Here is a 16840-nt window from a genome sequence, read left to right as displayed (position 1 = left end):
ACAGCTTAGGCGTTCTCTTCTCGCTTGGCCGCTTCGTGCAGGTGACCAAAGTGATTCCAGTAGTCTTTCTCGGCAGCTGCAATGACACGCAGGGCCTCGTCGCGACCGTAGACATGGTCCACTTTGATGTTCACATCCTTCCCCGGCACCAGCTTATAGGTGGAGAAGTAGTGCTGCAGGCGCTCGACCTTGATCTTGGGCAGGTCAGCGATGTCGTGCACGTCACCCCAGATGTTGTCACCTTCCAGTACTGCGATGATTTTGTCGTCGGCTTCGCCGCCGTCAATCATCTGGATGCCGCCAATGACGCGCGCATTCAGAATAATGTCAGCGCGGGTGATGTGACGTTCGGAGAATACGCAAACGTCCAGCGGGTCACCGTCGGCAACGTCGACATCGGGGCACAGGTTGGCCACTTCCTCGGCGCAGTGTGTGCGAGGGAGGAAGCCGTAAAGGGCGGGGGGGCTGGAAGTGGTGCGCTGGGGGCGGTCGACCATCAGGAAGCCGGAAGCCTTGTCCAGTTCATACTTGACCACGTCGTCAGCGGTCATCTCGATGTACACCTGGTAGATATCTTCAGGAGCATCATCGGCCTTGATGTGGAGGCCGTGCCAGGGGTGCCGGCGCCAGCGGTTGAAATCGCGATTGCTGTACATAATCGTTTCCTTTAATGGGTTGCTTCAATATGGACGGCGCGAATTGTACAGGGATTGACCGGTAAAATCCGCTCTACCTTGGTCGATTTCTCAGGTTGCTGCCTGTGAACCAGGCTCAGGGCCTGCCGAGGCCCCTGTGCCTGCTCCCGGACCTGCCGGGTCAGCGTGTCCTAAATCTTGAACGACTTCTTGAGTTTCTTGGGCACCATCTCATTCTTGAGGCGAACGTATTTGGGCATGCCGCGCTTGTAGTCGGGGTAGGCTTCGCCCTGAATCAGGGGTTCCAGGTAGTCGCGGGCGGCGTCGGTGATATTGAACCCGTCGCGAGTGATGAAATTTCGCGGCATCATTTTTTCAACGTTGGCGACGTCGGCGAGGGGCACCTCGCCAATGGACCAGCGATAGCGCTTGCCTTTGCCGCGGACGATCGCGGGCATCACCGCGTTTTTGCCAGCGAGAGCCATCTCGACGGCCGCTTCGCCAACAGCATAGGCCTGGTCGACATCGGTTTGGGAAGCGATGTGGCGGGCGCTACGCTGTAAGTAGTCGGCCACGGCCCAGTGGTACTTATAGCCCAGCTCGTCCTTGACCATTTGCGCCAGATTGGGGGCCAGACCGCCCAGTTGGCTATGGCCGAAGGCGTCCTTGAGGCCCGATTCGGCCAGGAAGGTGCCGTCCTTGTACTGGGCTCCCTCTGACGCCACGATGACGCAGAAACCGTGTTTCTTCACCGTGCGTTTTACTTTGGCCAGGAATTTTTCCCGGTTGAAGGCAATTTCCGGGAACAGGATGATGTGTGGCGCGTCGCCTTCCTGTTCTGCGGCCAGACCGCCGGCCGCGGCAATCCAGCCGGCGTGACGGCCCATGACCTCGAGGATGAAAACCTTGGTTGAGGATTCACACATGGAGGCCACGTCCAGGGCGGCCTCCCGGGTGGAGATGGCGATGTACTTGGCCACCGAGCCGAAGCCGGGGCAGTTGTCTGTGAGGGGCAGATCGTTGTCGATGGTCTTGGGTATGTGGATCGCCTGCAGTGGGTAACCCATGGCCTCGCTCAGCTGGGAAACCTTGAGGCAGGTGTCGGCAGAATCGCCGCCGCCGTTGTAGAAGAAGTAGCCGATATTGTGCGCCTTGAATACCTCGATCAGCCGCTCGTACTCAGCACGATTCTCTTCGATGCTCTTCATTTTGTGACGACAGGAGCCGAATGCGCCGGACGGTGTTGTCAGCAGGCCGTGAATGGCAGCGCGGCTCTCTTTGCTGGTGTCGATGAGCTCTTCTCGCAAGGCGCCGATGATGCCGTTGCGGCCGGCGTAGACTTTGCCGATCTTGTCTTTGTGTTTGCGCGCGGTTTCGATGGTGCCGCAGGCTGAGGCGTTGATGACAGCAGTCACCCCGCCCGACTGGGCGTAGAAAGCGTTTTTCTTTGGCATGGAGCGGTATCCCTTGTGGGGTGTCCCTGGTGGTGACGCGGCCATTGCGCCAACGGGTTTTGGGTGTCAGGCAATGATACGGCAAATACCCGTATGCTTGCACGTTCAGGCGCTGATTTGGGTCAATGTAGGGCACTCCGTGATACCATTGCGCGCTGATTTAAGGAGAAGCTTTTTGAAAGGCCATATTCATATTCTGGGCATTTGCGGAACGTTCATGGGCGGCATCGCACTGCTTGCCCGGGAGCTTGGCTACCGGGTCACCGGTTCCGACGCCAATGTCTACCCTCCTATGAGCACCCAGTTGGAAGCTGCCGGCATAGATCTGATGACAGGCTATGAAGCGGAGCACCTGCAGCCGGCACCGGATTGTGTCGTAGTGGGCAACGCCATGAGCCGCGGTAATCCTGCGGTGGAATACATGCTCGATCAGGGCCTTGCCTATACCTCGGGGCCACAGTGGCTGGCCGAAAACCTGTTGCAGGGGCGCTGGGTGCTGGCAGCCTCCGGTACCCATGGCAAGACCAGTACCAGTAGTATGCTGGCGTGGATTCTCGAGTATGCAGGGATGTCGCCGGGCTTTTTGATTGGTGGTGTGCCGGCTGATTTCGGTATTTCGGCCCGCCTGGGAGGTACCGACTTTTTCGTCGTGGAAGCCGACGAATATGACACCGCTTTCTTCGATAAGCGCTCGAAATTCATCCACTACCGCCCGCGGACGCTGGTGATCAACAATCTCGAATTCGACCATGCAGATATCTTTCCCGATCTGGCCGCTATCCAGCGCCAGTTCCATCACGTGGTGCGCTGCGTCCCGGCCCTGGGCCGGATTGTTCACCCCGCCGATAGCGACGCGGTCGCCAGTACCCTGGACATGGGCTGCTGGACGCCGCGCGTGAGCTTCAATGCGGCGGGCGCGGGAGACTGGTCAGCGGAGTTGCTCGAGGCCGATGGCTCGGCGTTCCTGGTCAGTAGCCCCCACTCGGACAAGGTGGAAGTGAGATGGACACACTGTGGAATGCACAATGTTGAAAATGCCATGGCTGCCATGGCAGCGGCAGAGCATGTCGGCGTACTGCCCGAGATAGCAGCGGCCGCGCTCGCCCAGTTCAAAGGTATCAAGCGCCGCCTTGAGCACCTGGGTACGGTGGCCGATGTTGCCGTGTATGATGATTTTGCCCATCATCCGACAGCGATTGCGACTACGCTAGCCGGGATGCGCGCAAGGCCGGGTAGTGGACGGCTGATAGCACTTATCGAGCCGCGTTCCAATACCATGCGTATGGGCGAACACCGCACGAAATTGGCGCCGAGTTCGGCAGAAGCAGATCGTGTGTTCTGGTATCAGGGGCCCGGTGTGGATTGGGATATGCAGGATGTGATTGACGCCTCTGGCAATGCCAGTCTCAGTCGGGATATTGATGACCTGGTGGCCGAGGTGGTTGCCCAGAGTCAACCTGGAGATAGTGTGGTGGTGATGAGTAACGGTGGTTTTGGCGGGATTCATGGCAAATTGTTGGCGGCGCTGGAGGTTCGGGCGTGAGTTCTTTCCTCGCCGGCAGCTATGAAACACTGGTCCTGCGTCGCCCGTGGTTGTGGCTGCTGGTGATGGCTGTACTGGTGGGCGCTGCGGCATCGCAGATGCCGAAGATAAAGCTCGATGCCTCGGCGGACTCCCTGATGCTGCATGGTGACCCGTCGCTAGAAGTGTTCCGTGAAGTAGGTGCGCGTTACTCATCAGAAGACTTTGTGCTTATTACCTGGCAGCCGGAAGGGCCGCTACTCGCTCCTGAATCACTGCAGCCGCTGCGTGCAATGGCGGACGAGTTGCGCCAGGTTCGCGGCGTGTCCTCGGTGGTTACGGTGTGGGATGTGCCGCTGTTACAGAGCCCTCCAGTCACGCTTTCCGATATTACCTCAGCCGATCCCCTGCCCAGCCTGACTGATCCTGATATCGATCTGGATCTGGTGTTGCAAGAGCTCACCACGAGCCCCATCTATGCCGATCTGTTGGCCAGTCGCGATGGCGATCTCACTGCGGTGCAGATCAATCTGGCCCGGGATGACAAATACTTCGAGTTGCTGAATGCTCGTGACCGCCTCCGCGCTGAACGCGAAGAGGGCGCGCTCGATAACGCTGGACACAAGCGCCTGCGAGAGGCTGAGCGTGAGTTCAAGGCGCATACGGCACAGAGCCTGGAACAGGGCGGCGAGTTGGTGCAATCGGTGCGCGATATAGCTGCCCGTTACACCGGCGATGCCACGCTCTTTGTGGGCGGTGTGCCGATGATAGCGGTGGACATGGTCAGTTTTGTTCGCAGCGACCTGGTCACGTTTGGCAGTGCCATACTCGGTGTCATGCTCGTTGTGTTGGCGCTGGTTTTCCGGCGCGTGCGCTGGGTCGTGATTCCCCTCGTTACCTGCAGTTCAACGGTGATCGTGATGCTGGGATTGCTCGGTGCGCTGGACTGGCGTATGACGGTCATCTCTTCCAACTTTGTGGCGGTGCTGCTCATTATCACCCTCGCCATCTGTATTCATTTGATTGTGCGGTATCGCGAGCTACATGCGCTGGACCCCGACGGCGAATTGCTACCGCGCGTGGCAGAGACTGTCCGCCTGATGGCAGTGCCCTGTTTTTATACCGGCATCACGACCATCGTGGCGTTTGTTTCGCTGGTGGTGTCAGGTCTCCAGCCGGTGATTGATTTCGGTTGGATGATGACTGTTGGCATCGCGGTCGGTTTGCTGATGTCGTTTGTGCTCGTACCCTGTCTCATGCTGGTCTGGCCCGAGGGCAAACCTCACGTGCACACCGGCGCTGATCCCGCACTCACGGCCTGGTTTGCCCGGCTGACCGACAAGCGTGGCGGGACCATTATCGGCATAACCCTGATGCTGATGGTGCTCATCGGAGTGGGGTGCAGTCGGCTGATAGTGGAAAACCGCTTTATTGATTACTTCGCCAAATCGACCGAAATTTATCAGGGTATGGAATTGCTCGACTCCAAGCTCGGCGGCACGATCCCATTGGACATCCTGCTCGACGCACCTGACCTCAATGCAGATTTGCCAGGCCTCGCGGCGAGCACACCGGCTGCGGACGTGGCACCGTCAGTGCCGGTCGACGACGAATTCGAGGGTGGGTTCGAAGATGAATGGGGTGACGATTTCGACAGTGGTTTCGACGATTTTGCCACTGCTGATGACGATTTCCAGCCCAGTTACTGGTTTAGTCTGGAAGGTATGCGGGAATTGGACGCGGTACACGCCTATGTCGACTCGCTGCCGGAGACGGGCAAGGTGCTTTCGCTGTCCACCGTTTTTGCTGTGGTAAAAAGCTTGCTGGGTGAGGATGTCGGCAGCGTCGAGTTGGCGCTGGTGCAGAAGAGTCTGCCGGAGGACATCAAGGGAATGATGGTGGACCCATACTTCTCGGTGGATAACGAGCAGGCTCGGTTGTCGGTACGGGTCAAGGAAACGAGTGAGAATTTGCGCCGGGATCAGTTCCTGAAGAACTTACACAGCCACCTCGTGAATGACATGGGCATTGCCGAAGAGCAGGTGCAGTTCACAGGCATGCTGGTGCTGTATAACAACGTACTGCAGAGTCTTTTCCGCTCCCAGATCCTTACCCTAGGGGCGGTGTTTACGGCCATCCTGATTATGTTCCTGCTCTTGTTCCGCTCGCTGAGCCTGGCCTTGATTGCCCTTGCGCCCAATGTCCTGGCCGCGGGATTGGTCCTGGGGGTGATGGGGCTGCTGGGAATTCCGCTGGATATCATGACGATCACTATTGCGGCGATCGTGGTGGGAATCGGTGTCGATGACTGTATTCACTATGTGCACCGCTATATGCGTGAATTCCGGGTCGACCGGGATTACCGGGCAGCGATGCATCGCTGCCACGGCAGTATCGGGCGCGCGATGTACTATACGACGCTCACAGTAGTGGTGGGTTTCAGCATGCTGACCCTGTCCAATTTCAATCCCAGCATCTACTTTGGCCTGCTCACTGTGCTGGCCATGATTACTGCCGTGCTTGGAGCGTTGTTGCTGTTGCCACAGCTGATTATCATGTTCAAGCCGCTCGGCCCCGAGGGCGAGTGAGCGTGGAGTGTCGTGTTGCTTGCGGTGCCTGCTGTATTGCGCCTTCCATTACCGGGCCGCTGCCGGGAATGCCACAAGGCAAGGCGGCAGGCGAGCGCTGTATCCACCTCGACTGCGAGTTCAGGTGCGCACTGTTTGGTGACCCCAGCCGGCCGGCACTGTGCAACGCGTTTGCTGCTGAGCCTGGTATCTGCGGCGGCGATCGCGATCAGGCACTGGTGAATATTTATGCCCTTGAACACGCGAGTAACCCCCATGGAAGTTAGCACGATGTCGCTGTTTCCCCTGTCTGGTGTTTTGCTCCCGGGCGGGCGGGTGCCGCTGCAGATTTTCGAACAGCGCTATTTGGACCTGGTGCGGGATTGTATGAAATCCGGGCAGCCATTTGGCGTTGTGTGGATTCGGCGCGGCGCCGAGGTGTCACAACGGGGCAAGGCATCGCCAGACCTTGGGGATGTTGGGTGCAGCGCGCATATTGTCGATTGGGACCAGTTGCCCAACGGCCTGCTCGGTATCACGATCGAGGGCGGTGAGCGCTTCGATTTACACACGACTGAAACCCGGGCCAACGGGCTGGTGGTGGGGGAAGTGTCGTCGCGTTCGCACCCGCAGCCCGTCGCTATGGAGGCCCGCTGGCAGTCCCTGTTGGACGTGCTCAAGAGCCTCGAGGCGCACCCTCACGTCCAGCGGCTGAATTTAACACCGGATTTTGACGACGCGTGGCAGGTCGGTTGGGCCCTGGCACAACTTCTGCCGTTAGAAGAGTACGCCAAGTACGAGATGTTGGGTTTTAGCGACATCGACGAGCTGATGAACGCCCTGGATAAGACTCTGAATGAGATCAGCGGGGAAGCATGAAAAGTTGGCAAAAACGCGTATTTTCTGCAGAAAAGTAGAGAAAATTGTTGTTAGTGCTTGCACATTTTCTGTGCAAATATATGTTAGTAAGCCTAGCTGAATTGACGATCGTAGGAAAAGGGTAGGGAGTATCTAGAGAAACGGACCCGCTGATAGCCATGACCAGACAGAACAAAAAACAAATATCTGACAATCCGGTCACTTACCATGAAATGCAGGCACCGAGCCTTGAACCGGTTCCTGCCAAGAGCCCACACCGTAAATATCTGGTGTTGGTCGCGCTTCATATGGTGCACTCGGATGACCCTGACTTGCTTTGCGAGGCTGCTGATTGCAGTGAGCGCACGCTTCACTATGTCAAAAATCGGCTCCGGGACCAGGACGGCGTCGTGTTTAACCACGATCGCAATGCCAAGCGCTATTTCGTTATCGAGACCGGGGTGCTGGATTTACCCAAGGTTGTCGAAATGATGCGCAAGCTCTACCCCAATCGTTTCGCGTATATTCAGGATCTTCGCGAGAAGTCCGGCGCAGCCGATGAGCAGCAGCTCTGGTCGGGTGACGAGTCAGAGTTCAATATCGCCGGTTAGTGCACGGTGCCTTCTTTGTAGCCCAGCGCCTCCAGGTTGGCTACCAGGTACGTTTCCCCCTCGATCGTCGCAGCTGAAGCAAAAGAGCCTTCCTCAGGTAGCTCCTCGCTCTGGACATCTTCCGCACTGACGTTCATGTGAGCGGCCAGTCCGCAGAAAGCGAGTGCGTGATACGGTTGTTTGGCATCTTTGTTCGCACGGAAAATCCCTACCGTGGTGTGCTGCTCGCGTGGCGCCGCTTCGAGGCCACAAAATGCCTCGAGTGAGGTCACTTCAACCTCGTGTCCACGCCAGCTCAGGGTGCCCATGTCGCCGGCATCTCCCTTCTCAAACTTGACCTGCTGTACCTCGGCGAGCGTCAGCAGGGGCAGGAGTACCTGGCGGCCGTCTGCCAGAGGCAGGGCCGCGAGATCCAGAGTTTCGTTGATATATTCAGACATTCTCTAATTCCTCAGCTGACCATCGCTGTATCTTGTTGCAGGTGGCGGTTGATCACTGCCTGCATACCCTCGGCGGTGTTGGCACCCTTGGCCAGGAAGCCATTGGCACCGACACGTTCCGCTTCTGCCCGGTGCTTGTCGGCATCCCGTGAAGACACCATGATGCAGGGGATGTGCGTCAGGTCCGGCGCACGGCGCAGGTTAGCGATGAAGTCGAATCCGTTCATATTCGGCATCTCCAGGTCAGTGAAGATGAAGTCCGGGATCTGGGTGGCCTGTGACAGGTAGTCGAGTGCGTCTGCACCGTCTACCGCTGTGACCACTTTGTAGCCCAGGCTGGCCAGACGTTTCTCGTAAGTGCGGCGCATCATTACCGAGTCGTCCACACAGAGTACCAAGGTGCTGGATTCCTGCTCGTGGCTGTCGGATGCAGACACTGTGTCGGCGTGTTCTACCTGCAGGATGAATTCGTTCAGGTCCAGTGCGAGTACCGGCTGGCCGTCTGATTTCACCGCACCGCCCGCAATGCCGGGAACGTTGGTGTACTGAACGCCCAAGGTCCGGATCACCATGTCCTCAGCAGTGCTCAGGCCGTCTGCGTAGAAGGCCACGCGGCGACGGTTGTGCTGGGCGAAGAGCACCGGCACGAAGTCGGGCATAGCCTCCAGCGTGGGCTGAGGCGCAGTGCCTCGCACTACGCCGAGATAGCGTACCTCGTATTGCTCGCCGCGGAAGGAAATGCGGCCGTCGGTCTCGGTAGCCACCTTGTGGATGTCGTCGCGGCGATGGAACTCGGAGCCCTTGAGGGACGTCAGCGGGATCGCAATCTCTTCTTCGCCAACAGTTGCCAGGAGTGCCTCGTTTACCATGATGCTGGCAGGTACGCGCACATCGAACTGGGTGTAGAAGCCTGGCTTGGACTGGATGTCGACAGAGCCGCCGGCCTGGCTGATGGCCTGGTATACCGCGTCCATGCCCACACCGCGGCCGGAGACGTCGGTCACCTGCTTGGCAGTGGTAAAGCCGGAGCGGAAAATCAGGCGCAGGGCATCAGCGTCGGAAATATTCTCGTCTTTGCTGATGAGGCCCAGGCCGATCGCTTTCTTGATCATGGCGTCGGGGTCAATACCGTTGCCGTCGTCTACCAGGCGGATCAGGAATTCTGAACCGGAGCGGGAGATGCTCAGTTTGACGTTGCCGTGCTCTACCTTGCCCTGGGCCTGACGCTCATTGGGCGTGCCGACACCGTGGTCGATGGCGTTGCGCAGCATATGCTCCAGTGCAACCCGGATCTGTTCGAAGACCCGAATGTCGAGGCCACCCTTGCCACAGTCAAAGATAAAGTCGATCTCTTTGCCGAGCTGGCGGCTGACCTGGTGAACCAGGCGGCGCAGGCCGGGGCCGAGACGGGAGAATTCTACCAGGCGTAGCTGGCGCAATTCTGACTGGTTGGTCTGGAGCAGGCGGCTGGAACTCTGGGCTTCGCGCTGAGCGTCGTCCAGATGCATGCCCATTTCGCGGGACTCTTCCTGCAAGTCGTACGCTGCCTCGCGCAGAATCGCCGCGAGACCTTGTTTCTCCGTCAGGCGATCCATCTCGAGCGGGTCGAAGTGCTCGGATTCGGTCAGTTCGGACTTCGCCTGGATTTCGGTGTCCAGTTGCAGTGACAGCTGATCCACCAGCGTCAGTACGCGGCGCGAGAGGCTCTGTACTTCGTTGCGGTCTGCACCTGCCGCGTCCAGCGCCTGGCGCGTCCGCACGTTGCTCATGCTGATCTCGAGGCCCATATCCAGCAGCTTGTCGATTCGCGGAGTGTCGACACGGAGTGTGTCGGTGCGGCGCTCGTCGGCATCGCCGCGATCTGCTGCCTGCTCGATGGCAGCTTGTTCCAGTGCCTCCTCGCTGGCATCGCCACTGGCGAGGTTGGGGTTCCAGTCTGTCTTGTTGACGCGCACAAAGCGGGTGGCATCGTGGAACTCTGAGGCCAGACCTTCGATGCTTGCGCGAGCTTCCTTGGAGCTGATCTCACCCTTGTATTCGAGTTCGCCCAGCTGGGTTTCAAAGTCGTGCACCATGGCACCGAGCGTGGTCAGGCCAATGGAATTGGCAGCCCCTTTCACTGTGTGCAAAGTGTTCTTCAAATCGCGCAGGGCAGCGTCGTCGCCCCCGGTTAGCGCGGTCAGGGCCGAATCGATGGACTCGGTGTACTCGTCCAGCGTCTCGATGAACAGATCCAGCAGTTCCGTATCGATGTCCGATTCTTCGGCTGGCTGTGTTTCGATGGCCTGCTTGCGCAGCACCACGACGTTGTCCGGGGCCGCTTGCATTGGTGCTGCTGGCGCCGTGTCCTCTTCCTCTGGTGGGGTGAGGGACAGATGGGTGCAGAGCAGGCGAATCGCCGCATTGTGCACCGGAATGAGCGCTTCGGTATCGTTGATCAGATCCAGGTAGGCGTACAGCTTGTCGCTGGCCCTGGTCGACAGTTCAATGCGGCTCTGGCCTTCAGAGGACTCTACCAGACCGTATACAGCACCGCTGGCGATATGCTCAAGGCGACTGAGGCCGAACAGGTAAGCCACGTTCTCGGTGCTCAGGGTCAGGTCGGCAGCGTCGCGCAATTCGACCAGCGCGGGCACCGCAGCGGCAATGAGTTCTTCCGCCTGTTCGATAGCGGCGCGGTTCTCGCTGGCAGCGGCCTCTTCCAGCACGGCTGTGATCGACGTGAGCAACTGGGTCGACGAATTGTCTGTCCAAAGCTCTGCGGCGTAGGGCAGGCTTGCCTCTTCCACTGCTTCTTCGACTTCCTCCACCTCGGCGGCGTCGGTAGTCGTGTCGTCTGCCGCACCGGTTTCCGGCAGGGTGACGGTAAATGCGTCAGTGAAGGACTTGTCGGCCATGGCCGCCGCAATGCTGTGCGGTATGGCGAAGTCTTCCTCTTCCAGCGGGATGCGCTGGGCAATCAGTTCGGAGAACGTCGCCAGTTTGCCTGCGACGATGCCGACAAACTCAGCGATCTCCACTGTGCCGGTGATGTAGCCGTCACGCAGGGAGTTAAAGATGATCTCCAGATCATGCATGAACTCGCCATAGGCGTGCAGTTCAATAGTCTTGGCGCTGCCCTTCATGGTGTGGAATACAACGCGGATTTCACCGATGGCCTTCTTGTCCGTCGGATCGGCCTGGAAGCCCGGAAGGGCTGCATCCAGGCGTTTGACATAGTCTTCGCACTCTTCGACAAAGCACTCGCGCAGTTCCTGGTCTATTTCGCCTTCAGGACCATCCTGGAGCGGTTCCGGGGCGCGTGCGATAGCGGCGCCGGCCCAGTGGGCCATGCCGTCGCGCCAGGGCGCTTCGCCGCCGGCAGAGGCCACAGCTGTGGCAGGCGCTTCTTCGGCCTCTTCGACCTCCATTGCGAGGAGTTCCTCTGCCAGCGCGTCGGGATCTTCCACAACGGCTTCGCCTGAGATCAGGTCTACAATGCTGGCGTCGTCGGTGCCGTCGAGTATTTCCGATTCCAGAGAAGGCTTGGTCGCAAACTCGACAATGTTGCCCTCGGGATTCTGCATGTTGGCGCGGCGCGAGGTATAAGCTTCGAGTTCCTGTGACAGTGACTGGGCGCGGCGCAGATGTTGCGCAGGGTTGCCTTTGGGGTCGATCAGGCGCGACTCCATGTACTGCTCTAGTGCGGCGATGCTTGAGGCAAAGCACTGCATGGAATCGTCGTTGATGAGTCCGCCCATCTCTACCGCGCGCTCAAGGTAGTTTGCGCAGCTGGCGAGAACAGCGGTTTCCTGTTCTTTCTCTGCCAGCATGCCCAAGACAGAGAGAACCTGCTCCAGTTCGGAGCGGGCGCTGGCGACGAAGTCGTCGTCACCAAACTGCTGTAGCAACTTGCTGCCAATGGTGAGCAGGGTGACCGCCGTCGGGAAGCCATTCTGTTCCCACAGTTCTACCGCATCCAGCAGATCGGTTTCGCCGAGCTGGCGCGCGGCGCGAAACAGCGGGCGGAGGCCGCCGATAGTCACTTGCAGGTCTTCCGGTGCGGTGCTGGTCAGTGCGATCAGGTCACGGCGGGAAAACTCGCGGTTAATTTGTTCTTTCATGCCGCGCAGGCAGCGTGTGACCTGCTCGGTGATGGCCGCTTCCAGATCCAGGGTAGCGGCGTCGCCTTCTGCTGACAGGCCGTGCTTGAGCTTGTACTCGATAGTATCGCGCACATTGCTCAGCGCGCCGCCAAAGTCCACCAGGTCTGCTGGATCGGCGGGCTGGTCCTGTTCTGCGTAGCCGCGCAGGACCTTGAATTGTTCGTTGATAACGGATGCCTGTTCGGGCAGTCCGACAACGTGTAACTGCAGGCCAACCTGCTGCAGGCTGGGCAGTGTCTGCGCCGACAGGGTAGTGTTGGCGGTGCAGATATTGTTGTTCTCGCCGGCGAGGAAGCCCATGACTTCCACCAGCTGCTGCTGGGTCTGTTGCAACGCGTCCAGGAGGTCATCTTCCTGGATCATGTGGTCTTCGGTTGCAGCGGTGTAGCGTTCTACGTCTTCAATTCTGAAGGCTTTAAGCAGGGCCTTGTGTTCTTTGGTGGGGCGCTTCTGCTTGCCGATGTAGTACAGCATCTTCTTGATGTTGGCAGCAGCACCGGCGCGATCCAGCGCGTCGTAGCCTCGCTCTTCAAGAAGACGCAGGGTATCGAAACAGTGCTGGAACAATTGCGGAGTCACTTCGTCAGACTGCGCTGTTCCCTTGCCAAGTGCTTCTGCATACGCAGTAAAGCAACGGAAATAGGGCTCCAGGGGCGTTCCCGCCAGCGCGTGACAGGCGAGGCCGCCTGCTGTTCGCAGCTGCGACAGAGCTTCTTTACTGCTCTTGATCGCCGCCTCGGAGTGTTGATGCATTGATTTCATGGCCTGTTTGGCCATGGATTTGATCTCGTCTTCCAGCGCCACAGGGACATCGCGGTTGATACCGGCGCTATCGGGCAGAGGAGGATTGAAGAACAGGGATTCAGGGAGGCTGGCGCGATGGTCCAGGGCGCGCAGGTCGTTAACCACCGTGGCGATGCTGCCAGGTGTGACCTCGCGTTTGGCGCGAACGCTTGCCAGATAAGCGGGTAGCGCCTCAATGGCGGCTACCAGCTCAGTCATGGCCAGCTTGCTCTTGTCGCCTGCGATATTGCCTTCACGCAGTTCACCCAGTACCCGTTCTATCTCCTCAGCGAGGATGGCGGCGGGGTCCAGGGCGCACAGGCGGAGTGCACCTGCGGCCATATGGATGTTGCGCTCTGCTTCAAGCAGGTGCTCCGTGGTGTCAGGCTCGCGCTGGTAACGGTGCAGGCATGTGCGCGCCGCTTCCATTTCGTCCCGCAGGTTTTTTTCAACCCACCCCAGTGCGACAAAATCTACAAATTGAGTCATAGCTGTTGTCCGTTTACCTTATAGTCCAGCTTTAATCCCTGATGCTGCTCGTGTGACGCCTAGCTTGCTTTCTTGGCCAAGCTGTCGCCCATATCTACTGACTTCTTACCAGTAGCGTCGGCAACGTTGGTCACAGCGGCACCTGACGATTTGGCAGCGGCTTCTTCAGCCAGCTTGAATCGTGCGGTGTCTTCTGCGAGGCGGTCGAACAGCTGACGCAGTTCGTTGGTAGCGGAGTCCATTCGGTCCGCAGCACGCTGCGTTTGCAGGGTCTTTTCCAAAATGTCGGATACCGACTCGGTCACCCGGCTTGAAGATTCGCCTGACTGAACGATCTGGCCGCTCATCTCAACCATGTAGTTCCGCGCGTTCTCGGACATGGACAGAATGTGGCCGAAGCGATTACGTACATCGCCGGCAATACCGGTCAGCTTCACGAGTGACTGCGTGGCACCTTCCATGTTGCGGTTAGATTCCGCCATACGGTTAGATACCGAGCGAATCGCGCGGTCAGCTTCCTGTACAATTTCGTTGGTCTGGTTAGCCAGCTTACCGGTTTCGTCGGCAATACCCGCGAATCGCTGACCACCTTCACCGGACTGCGATGCAGCCTCAATACGCGTGTTCATCGCGAGGGTAGAAATCGCGTTCGCAACCTCTCGAATACGGAACAGCAGGTCGGCTACGATCTCGATATCGTCACCCAGACGTTTCGATGTTTTCGCAACGGTCTGCTGCGATTCGCGAATGTCTTCTACCGATACCATCAGGGTTTCAATACCAACGTCACCTTCGCGTGCCGCGGATACCGCTTCTTCCGAAGCTTTTGAGGTGGTTTCCGCGAGCTCGGACATGTGGCCGGAGATTTCACGCAGTTCTACAGAGGTGGAGGCCGTGTCTGCCACGATGCTACCCACTTCGCCCAGGGACACTTTTACGTCGCTGGATGCCTGTGAAGATTCCTCTACCGCTTCGCGAACCTGCTCAGAAGAGTTGTTCACGGAGGTTACCACCGAGCGCATCCAGTCGAGCAGCTGGTTTACAGCCACCGCAATCGGCTGGGTAATACCCTTGGTTACGGTCAGGTCCCGGCTCAGGTTACCTGCAGCCAGCGGCTCAATCTCGCGTACCTTCTGTGCTACCTCGGCTTCAGTGGCCTGGGCCTGCTCCTGTTGCTGGCGCTCTTGAGCGCGCGAGCCGTTGAAGCGAATACCGATGGCGGCCATAAGACCGATTCCCAGCAGTACCAGCCATGTGGCGGTAGTCCCGGACCAGGTGCGATTCTCGGCCAGTTGGTCGACGTGAACCATGGCGTTACCAGCCGCCACACTCAGGGTGGGGGTGGTGTCAGCGATGGAGTTGGCGGCCTGTGCCGCGCGGATCAGCTCCTGGTGAGAGTCGTAAATGTCGTTTACAGAACCGGAGATCTGGGCGTAGAGCGTTTCCGCTTCGTTCAACACGTCCAGTGCATCGGCGCCTCGCAGGCGGTCGATGCCGCGAGCGCGGTCGCCGTCACGCAGACCTTCCATGGTGCGTTGGAAGGCCAGGGCGTCTTGTTTGAATTCTTCCGCAGCTGTCGCTGCGTCGCTGCCACCTTCGAGAATCCGGTCGATGTTTCGGCCAATACGCTCAATGAGGAACAGCTGCTCTTGCGCGGCCAGCAAGGTTTCGTTGGAAACGCTGCTGTCGCCGAGAATGTCCACTAGATCCTTATAGTTCGCCTGGATCGTTTTGATGTTGGCGTTCAGGTTCGAAGACACTTCACGTACGAAGAGGATTCGGTCTTTGGCGCCCAGAATTGCGTCGATGTCAGCACTGACTGTGCCCCATTGCTCGGCAATTGCATTCGTGTAAGGCGTCATTGATTCGCCGGGTGCGTCCACTTCCTCGTTGCCGTTCTGGAGTGAATCCAGCTGGCCCGGGAACTGGCTGCGAGAGAATGCCAGCTCATCATAGGCAGTCGCGAGGCCGCCGAAGGCTTCCCTGGACTCCACGTTGATGTCCTGAGTCAGTACACGCAGTTCTGATGCGATGCTGCGATACTGGTCATCCTGCTCAGCGCCCGCTGACATCTGATACATATTGATGCCCAGGCCGGCGACGGTGGCTACCAGTGCCGCTCCGGTAAGCAGCAGCACGGAGTCAGTGGCCCCTCTTTGTTTTGAAATAATAGAACTCATTGCTCTTCTCCTGCCCTAGCTAGTTGTTATGACGCTGGCTTCAGTGAAGTCTGCGTCTATCAGTAATTTGGATGTGTCGAACAGGGCGTATTCCCCGTCGTTAGTGGCAAAAACGCCACTGATATAGGGCCGCAGCTCGTCTGCAACCTCGATGTCTGTGCGCAACTGCTCGGTGGAGAGCCTCACGCCGCCGTAACTGTGCTCAATCATCAAGCCGGTATGAATACCGCGGCCGTTGACGATCAATGCCTGCTTGCCCCCGGACGACTTGGCGCCACCGGAGAGGAAAGAAGTCAGGTCCGATATAGCCACAACGCGACCGCCAACGTTGGCGAGACCACGTACCCAGTGCTTGACACCGGGGAGTGGGATCGTGTCCCCGAGGTCTACGATCATGCGGGTCTCGTCGGCGCTGATCACACAGCGCGTACCCAGCAGATCGAACGCGGCACCGTGCCAGTTCTGGATCAGTTCCTGGGTAGCGGGTACCGGCGCTGCATAGTCGATAACCTGCTGCGACAATATGCGCAGCGTCTGGAAGGCGTCCCCGCTCATTACACGGCTACCTGTATTGACAGGAATTCCTGCAACACTGCCTTGAGCGCATCCATATCCAGAGGCTTCTCAAGGTAGGCGGAGCAACCGCGGTCCTTGGATTTGCCCATGGTGAAGACGTCGTCGTGGGAGCTCAGCATGACCACCGGGGTGTCCTTGAACTCCCCTTTACTGGCCCTGATCAGGGTCAGGGTCTTGAAACCGTCCAGCGGCTCCATGGTGATATCGAGTAGAATCAGGTCTGGCTTGACATCGTCCAGCTGAGTCACGGCATCCCAGCCGTTCTCCGCAGTGGCTACGTCACAGCCGCACTGTTCCAGCATCTTGGTTGCCTTGAGCCTGATGATCTTGTCATCATCGACAAGAAGTACCCGTCGCTTCTGGCTATTCTGTTCCTGAGACATGGTTGTTATTTCTCCTGTCAATCCGATGGAGGCCTGTAGGCCGCCGGGACGTTTCTTTGTTCGAACAATTGGGAGTATTGGGGGCGAAAGTGAAGGTGCAAACCAAAAAGTGTTGTTTTTGTGATCGAGTTCCGCGTTTTGCAAGTAAGCTGCAGTGGCCTGCAAATAACTTGCAGTGACTAGAAAAAACGCGACTT

General features: G+C 58.5%; 12 protein-coding genes. 5 read left to right on the top strand and 7 right to left on the bottom strand.

All coding sequences use genetic code 11. The features are described 5' to 3' along the window. Positions 1-5: 5 nt before the first annotated feature. Together EY643_RS16345 and EY643_RS16340 are read right to left on the bottom strand one after the other, a co-directional pair. Positions 6-656 (bottom strand): inorganic pyrophosphatase, encoded by a 651-nt coding sequence (locus tag EY643_RS16345; protein WP_153240230.1) that lies wholly within the window; start codon positions 654-656, stop codon positions 6-8. 170 nt (positions 657-826) lie between these two features. Beyond that, complete coding sequence (locus EY643_RS16340) at positions 827-2089, bottom strand: 6-phosphofructokinase (RefSeq protein WP_153240229.1); 1263 nt, start codon at positions 2087-2089, stop codon at positions 827-829. A 175-nt stretch (positions 2090-2264) separates the two neighbouring features. Here EY643_RS16340 and mpl point away from each other — a divergent pair, with 175 nt between their 5' ends. The 5 genes from mpl (at position 2265) to EY643_RS16315 (ending at position 7647) form a co-directional block, all read left to right on the top strand. Continuing rightward, positions 2265-3632 (top strand): UDP-N-acetylmuramate:L-alanyl-gamma-D-glutamyl-meso-diaminopimelate ligase, encoded by a 1368-nt coding sequence (gene mpl, locus EY643_RS16335; protein ID WP_476729741.1) that lies wholly within the window; start codon positions 2265-2267, stop codon positions 3630-3632. Continuing rightward, positions 3629-6199: an efflux RND transporter permease subunit gene (locus EY643_RS16330; protein WP_153240227.1), complete on the top strand. Its 2571-nt coding sequence runs from the start codon at positions 3629-3631 to the stop codon at positions 6197-6199. The genes mpl and EY643_RS16330 overlap by 4 nt, the downstream gene beginning before the upstream one ends. Positions 6200-6201: 2 nt before the next feature. Continuing rightward, positions 6202-6465 (top strand): YkgJ family cysteine cluster protein, encoded by a 264-nt coding sequence (locus EY643_RS16325; protein WP_153241098.1) that lies wholly within the window; start codon positions 6202-6204, stop codon positions 6463-6465. Next, on the top strand, positions 6455-7057 hold the full coding sequence (locus EY643_RS16320) for an LON peptidase substrate-binding domain-containing protein (RefSeq protein ID WP_153240226.1): 603 nt from the start codon (positions 6455-6457) through the stop codon (positions 7055-7057). The genes EY643_RS16325 and EY643_RS16320 overlap by 11 nt, the downstream gene beginning before the upstream one ends. 158 nt (positions 7058-7215) lie before the next feature. Then, positions 7216-7647 (top strand): hypothetical protein, encoded by a 432-nt coding sequence (locus EY643_RS16315; protein WP_153240225.1) that lies wholly within the window; start codon positions 7216-7218, stop codon positions 7645-7647. Here EY643_RS16315 and EY643_RS16310 read toward each other — a convergent pair. Genes EY643_RS16310 through EY643_RS16290 form a run of 5 tightly spaced genes read right to left on the bottom strand, consistent with a single transcriptional unit; the run spans position 7644 to position 16643 of the window. Continuing rightward, positions 7644-8087 (bottom strand): chemotaxis protein CheW, encoded by a 444-nt coding sequence (locus EY643_RS16310; RefSeq protein WP_153240224.1) that lies wholly within the window; start codon positions 8085-8087, stop codon positions 7644-7646. The two genes, EY643_RS16315 and EY643_RS16310, sit on opposite strands and share 4 nt — an antisense overlap. An 11-nt stretch (positions 8088-8098) precedes the next feature. Next, complete coding sequence (locus EY643_RS16305; RefSeq protein ID WP_153240223.1) at positions 8099-13504, bottom strand: hybrid sensor histidine kinase/response regulator; 5406 nt, start codon at positions 13502-13504, stop codon at positions 8099-8101. A 59-nt stretch (positions 13505-13563) separates the two neighbouring features. Continuing rightward, complete coding sequence (locus tag EY643_RS16300; protein ID WP_153240222.1) at positions 13564-15684, bottom strand: methyl-accepting chemotaxis protein; 2121 nt, start codon at positions 15682-15684, stop codon at positions 13564-13566. A gap of 15 nt (positions 15685-15699) precedes the next feature. Beyond that, complete coding sequence (locus EY643_RS16295) at positions 15700-16239, bottom strand: chemotaxis protein CheW (RefSeq protein ID WP_153240221.1); 540 nt, start codon at positions 16237-16239, stop codon at positions 15700-15702. Then, the gene (locus EY643_RS16290) at positions 16239-16643 is read right to left on the bottom strand and encodes a response regulator (RefSeq protein WP_153240220.1); all 405 of its coding nucleotides are present in this window, start codon (positions 16641-16643) and stop codon (positions 16239-16241) included. Before EY643_RS16290 ends, EY643_RS16295 begins: the two co-directional genes overlap by 1 nt. Between the last annotated feature and the right edge of the window lie 197 nt (positions 16644-16840).

It is taken from the genome of Halioglobus maricola, assembly GCF_009388985.1.
GTDB classification, from domain to species: Bacteria; Pseudomonadota; Gammaproteobacteria; order Pseudomonadales; family Halieaceae; genus Halioglobus; species Halioglobus maricola.
Note: the sequence above shows the minus strand (reverse complement) of the source record. Positions and strands in the feature narration are given on the sequence as shown.

What these genes read in the sequence shown, in the direction of transcription:
- EY643_RS16345 (WP_153240230.1), bottom strand. Translation starts at nt 656, where the DNA reads ATGTACAGCAATCGCGATTTCAACCGCTGGCGCCGGCACCCCTGGCAC.
- EY643_RS16340 (WP_153240229.1), bottom strand. Translation starts at nt 2,089, where the DNA reads ATGCCAAAGAAAAACGCTTTCTACGCCCAGTCGGGCGGGGTGACTGCT.
- EY643_RS16320 (WP_153240226.1), top strand. Translation starts at nt 6,455, where the DNA reads ATGGAAGTTAGCACGATGTCGCTGTTTCCCCTGTCTGGTGTTTTGCTC.
- EY643_RS16315 (WP_153240225.1), top strand. Translation starts at nt 7,216, where the DNA reads ATGACCAGACAGAACAAAAAACAAATATCTGACAATCCGGTCACTTAC.
- EY643_RS16310 (WP_153240224.1), bottom strand. Translation starts at nt 8,087, where the DNA reads ATGTCTGAATATATCAACGAAACTCTGGATCTCGCGGCCCTGCCTCTG.
- EY643_RS16305 (WP_153240223.1), bottom strand. Translation starts at nt 13,504, where the DNA reads ATGACTCAATTTGTAGATTTTGTCGCACTGGGGTGGGTTGAAAAAAAC.
- EY643_RS16300 (WP_153240222.1), bottom strand. Translation starts at nt 15,684, where the DNA reads ATGAGTTCTATTATTTCAAAACAAAGAGGGGCCACTGACTCCGTGCTG.
- EY643_RS16295 (WP_153240221.1), bottom strand. Translation starts at nt 16,239, where the DNA reads ATGAGCGGGGACGCCTTCCAGACGCTGCGCATATTGTCGCAGCAGGTT.
- EY643_RS16290 (WP_153240220.1), bottom strand. Translation starts at nt 16,643, where the DNA reads ATGTCTCAGGAACAGAATAGCCAGAAGCGACGGGTACTTCTTGTCGAT.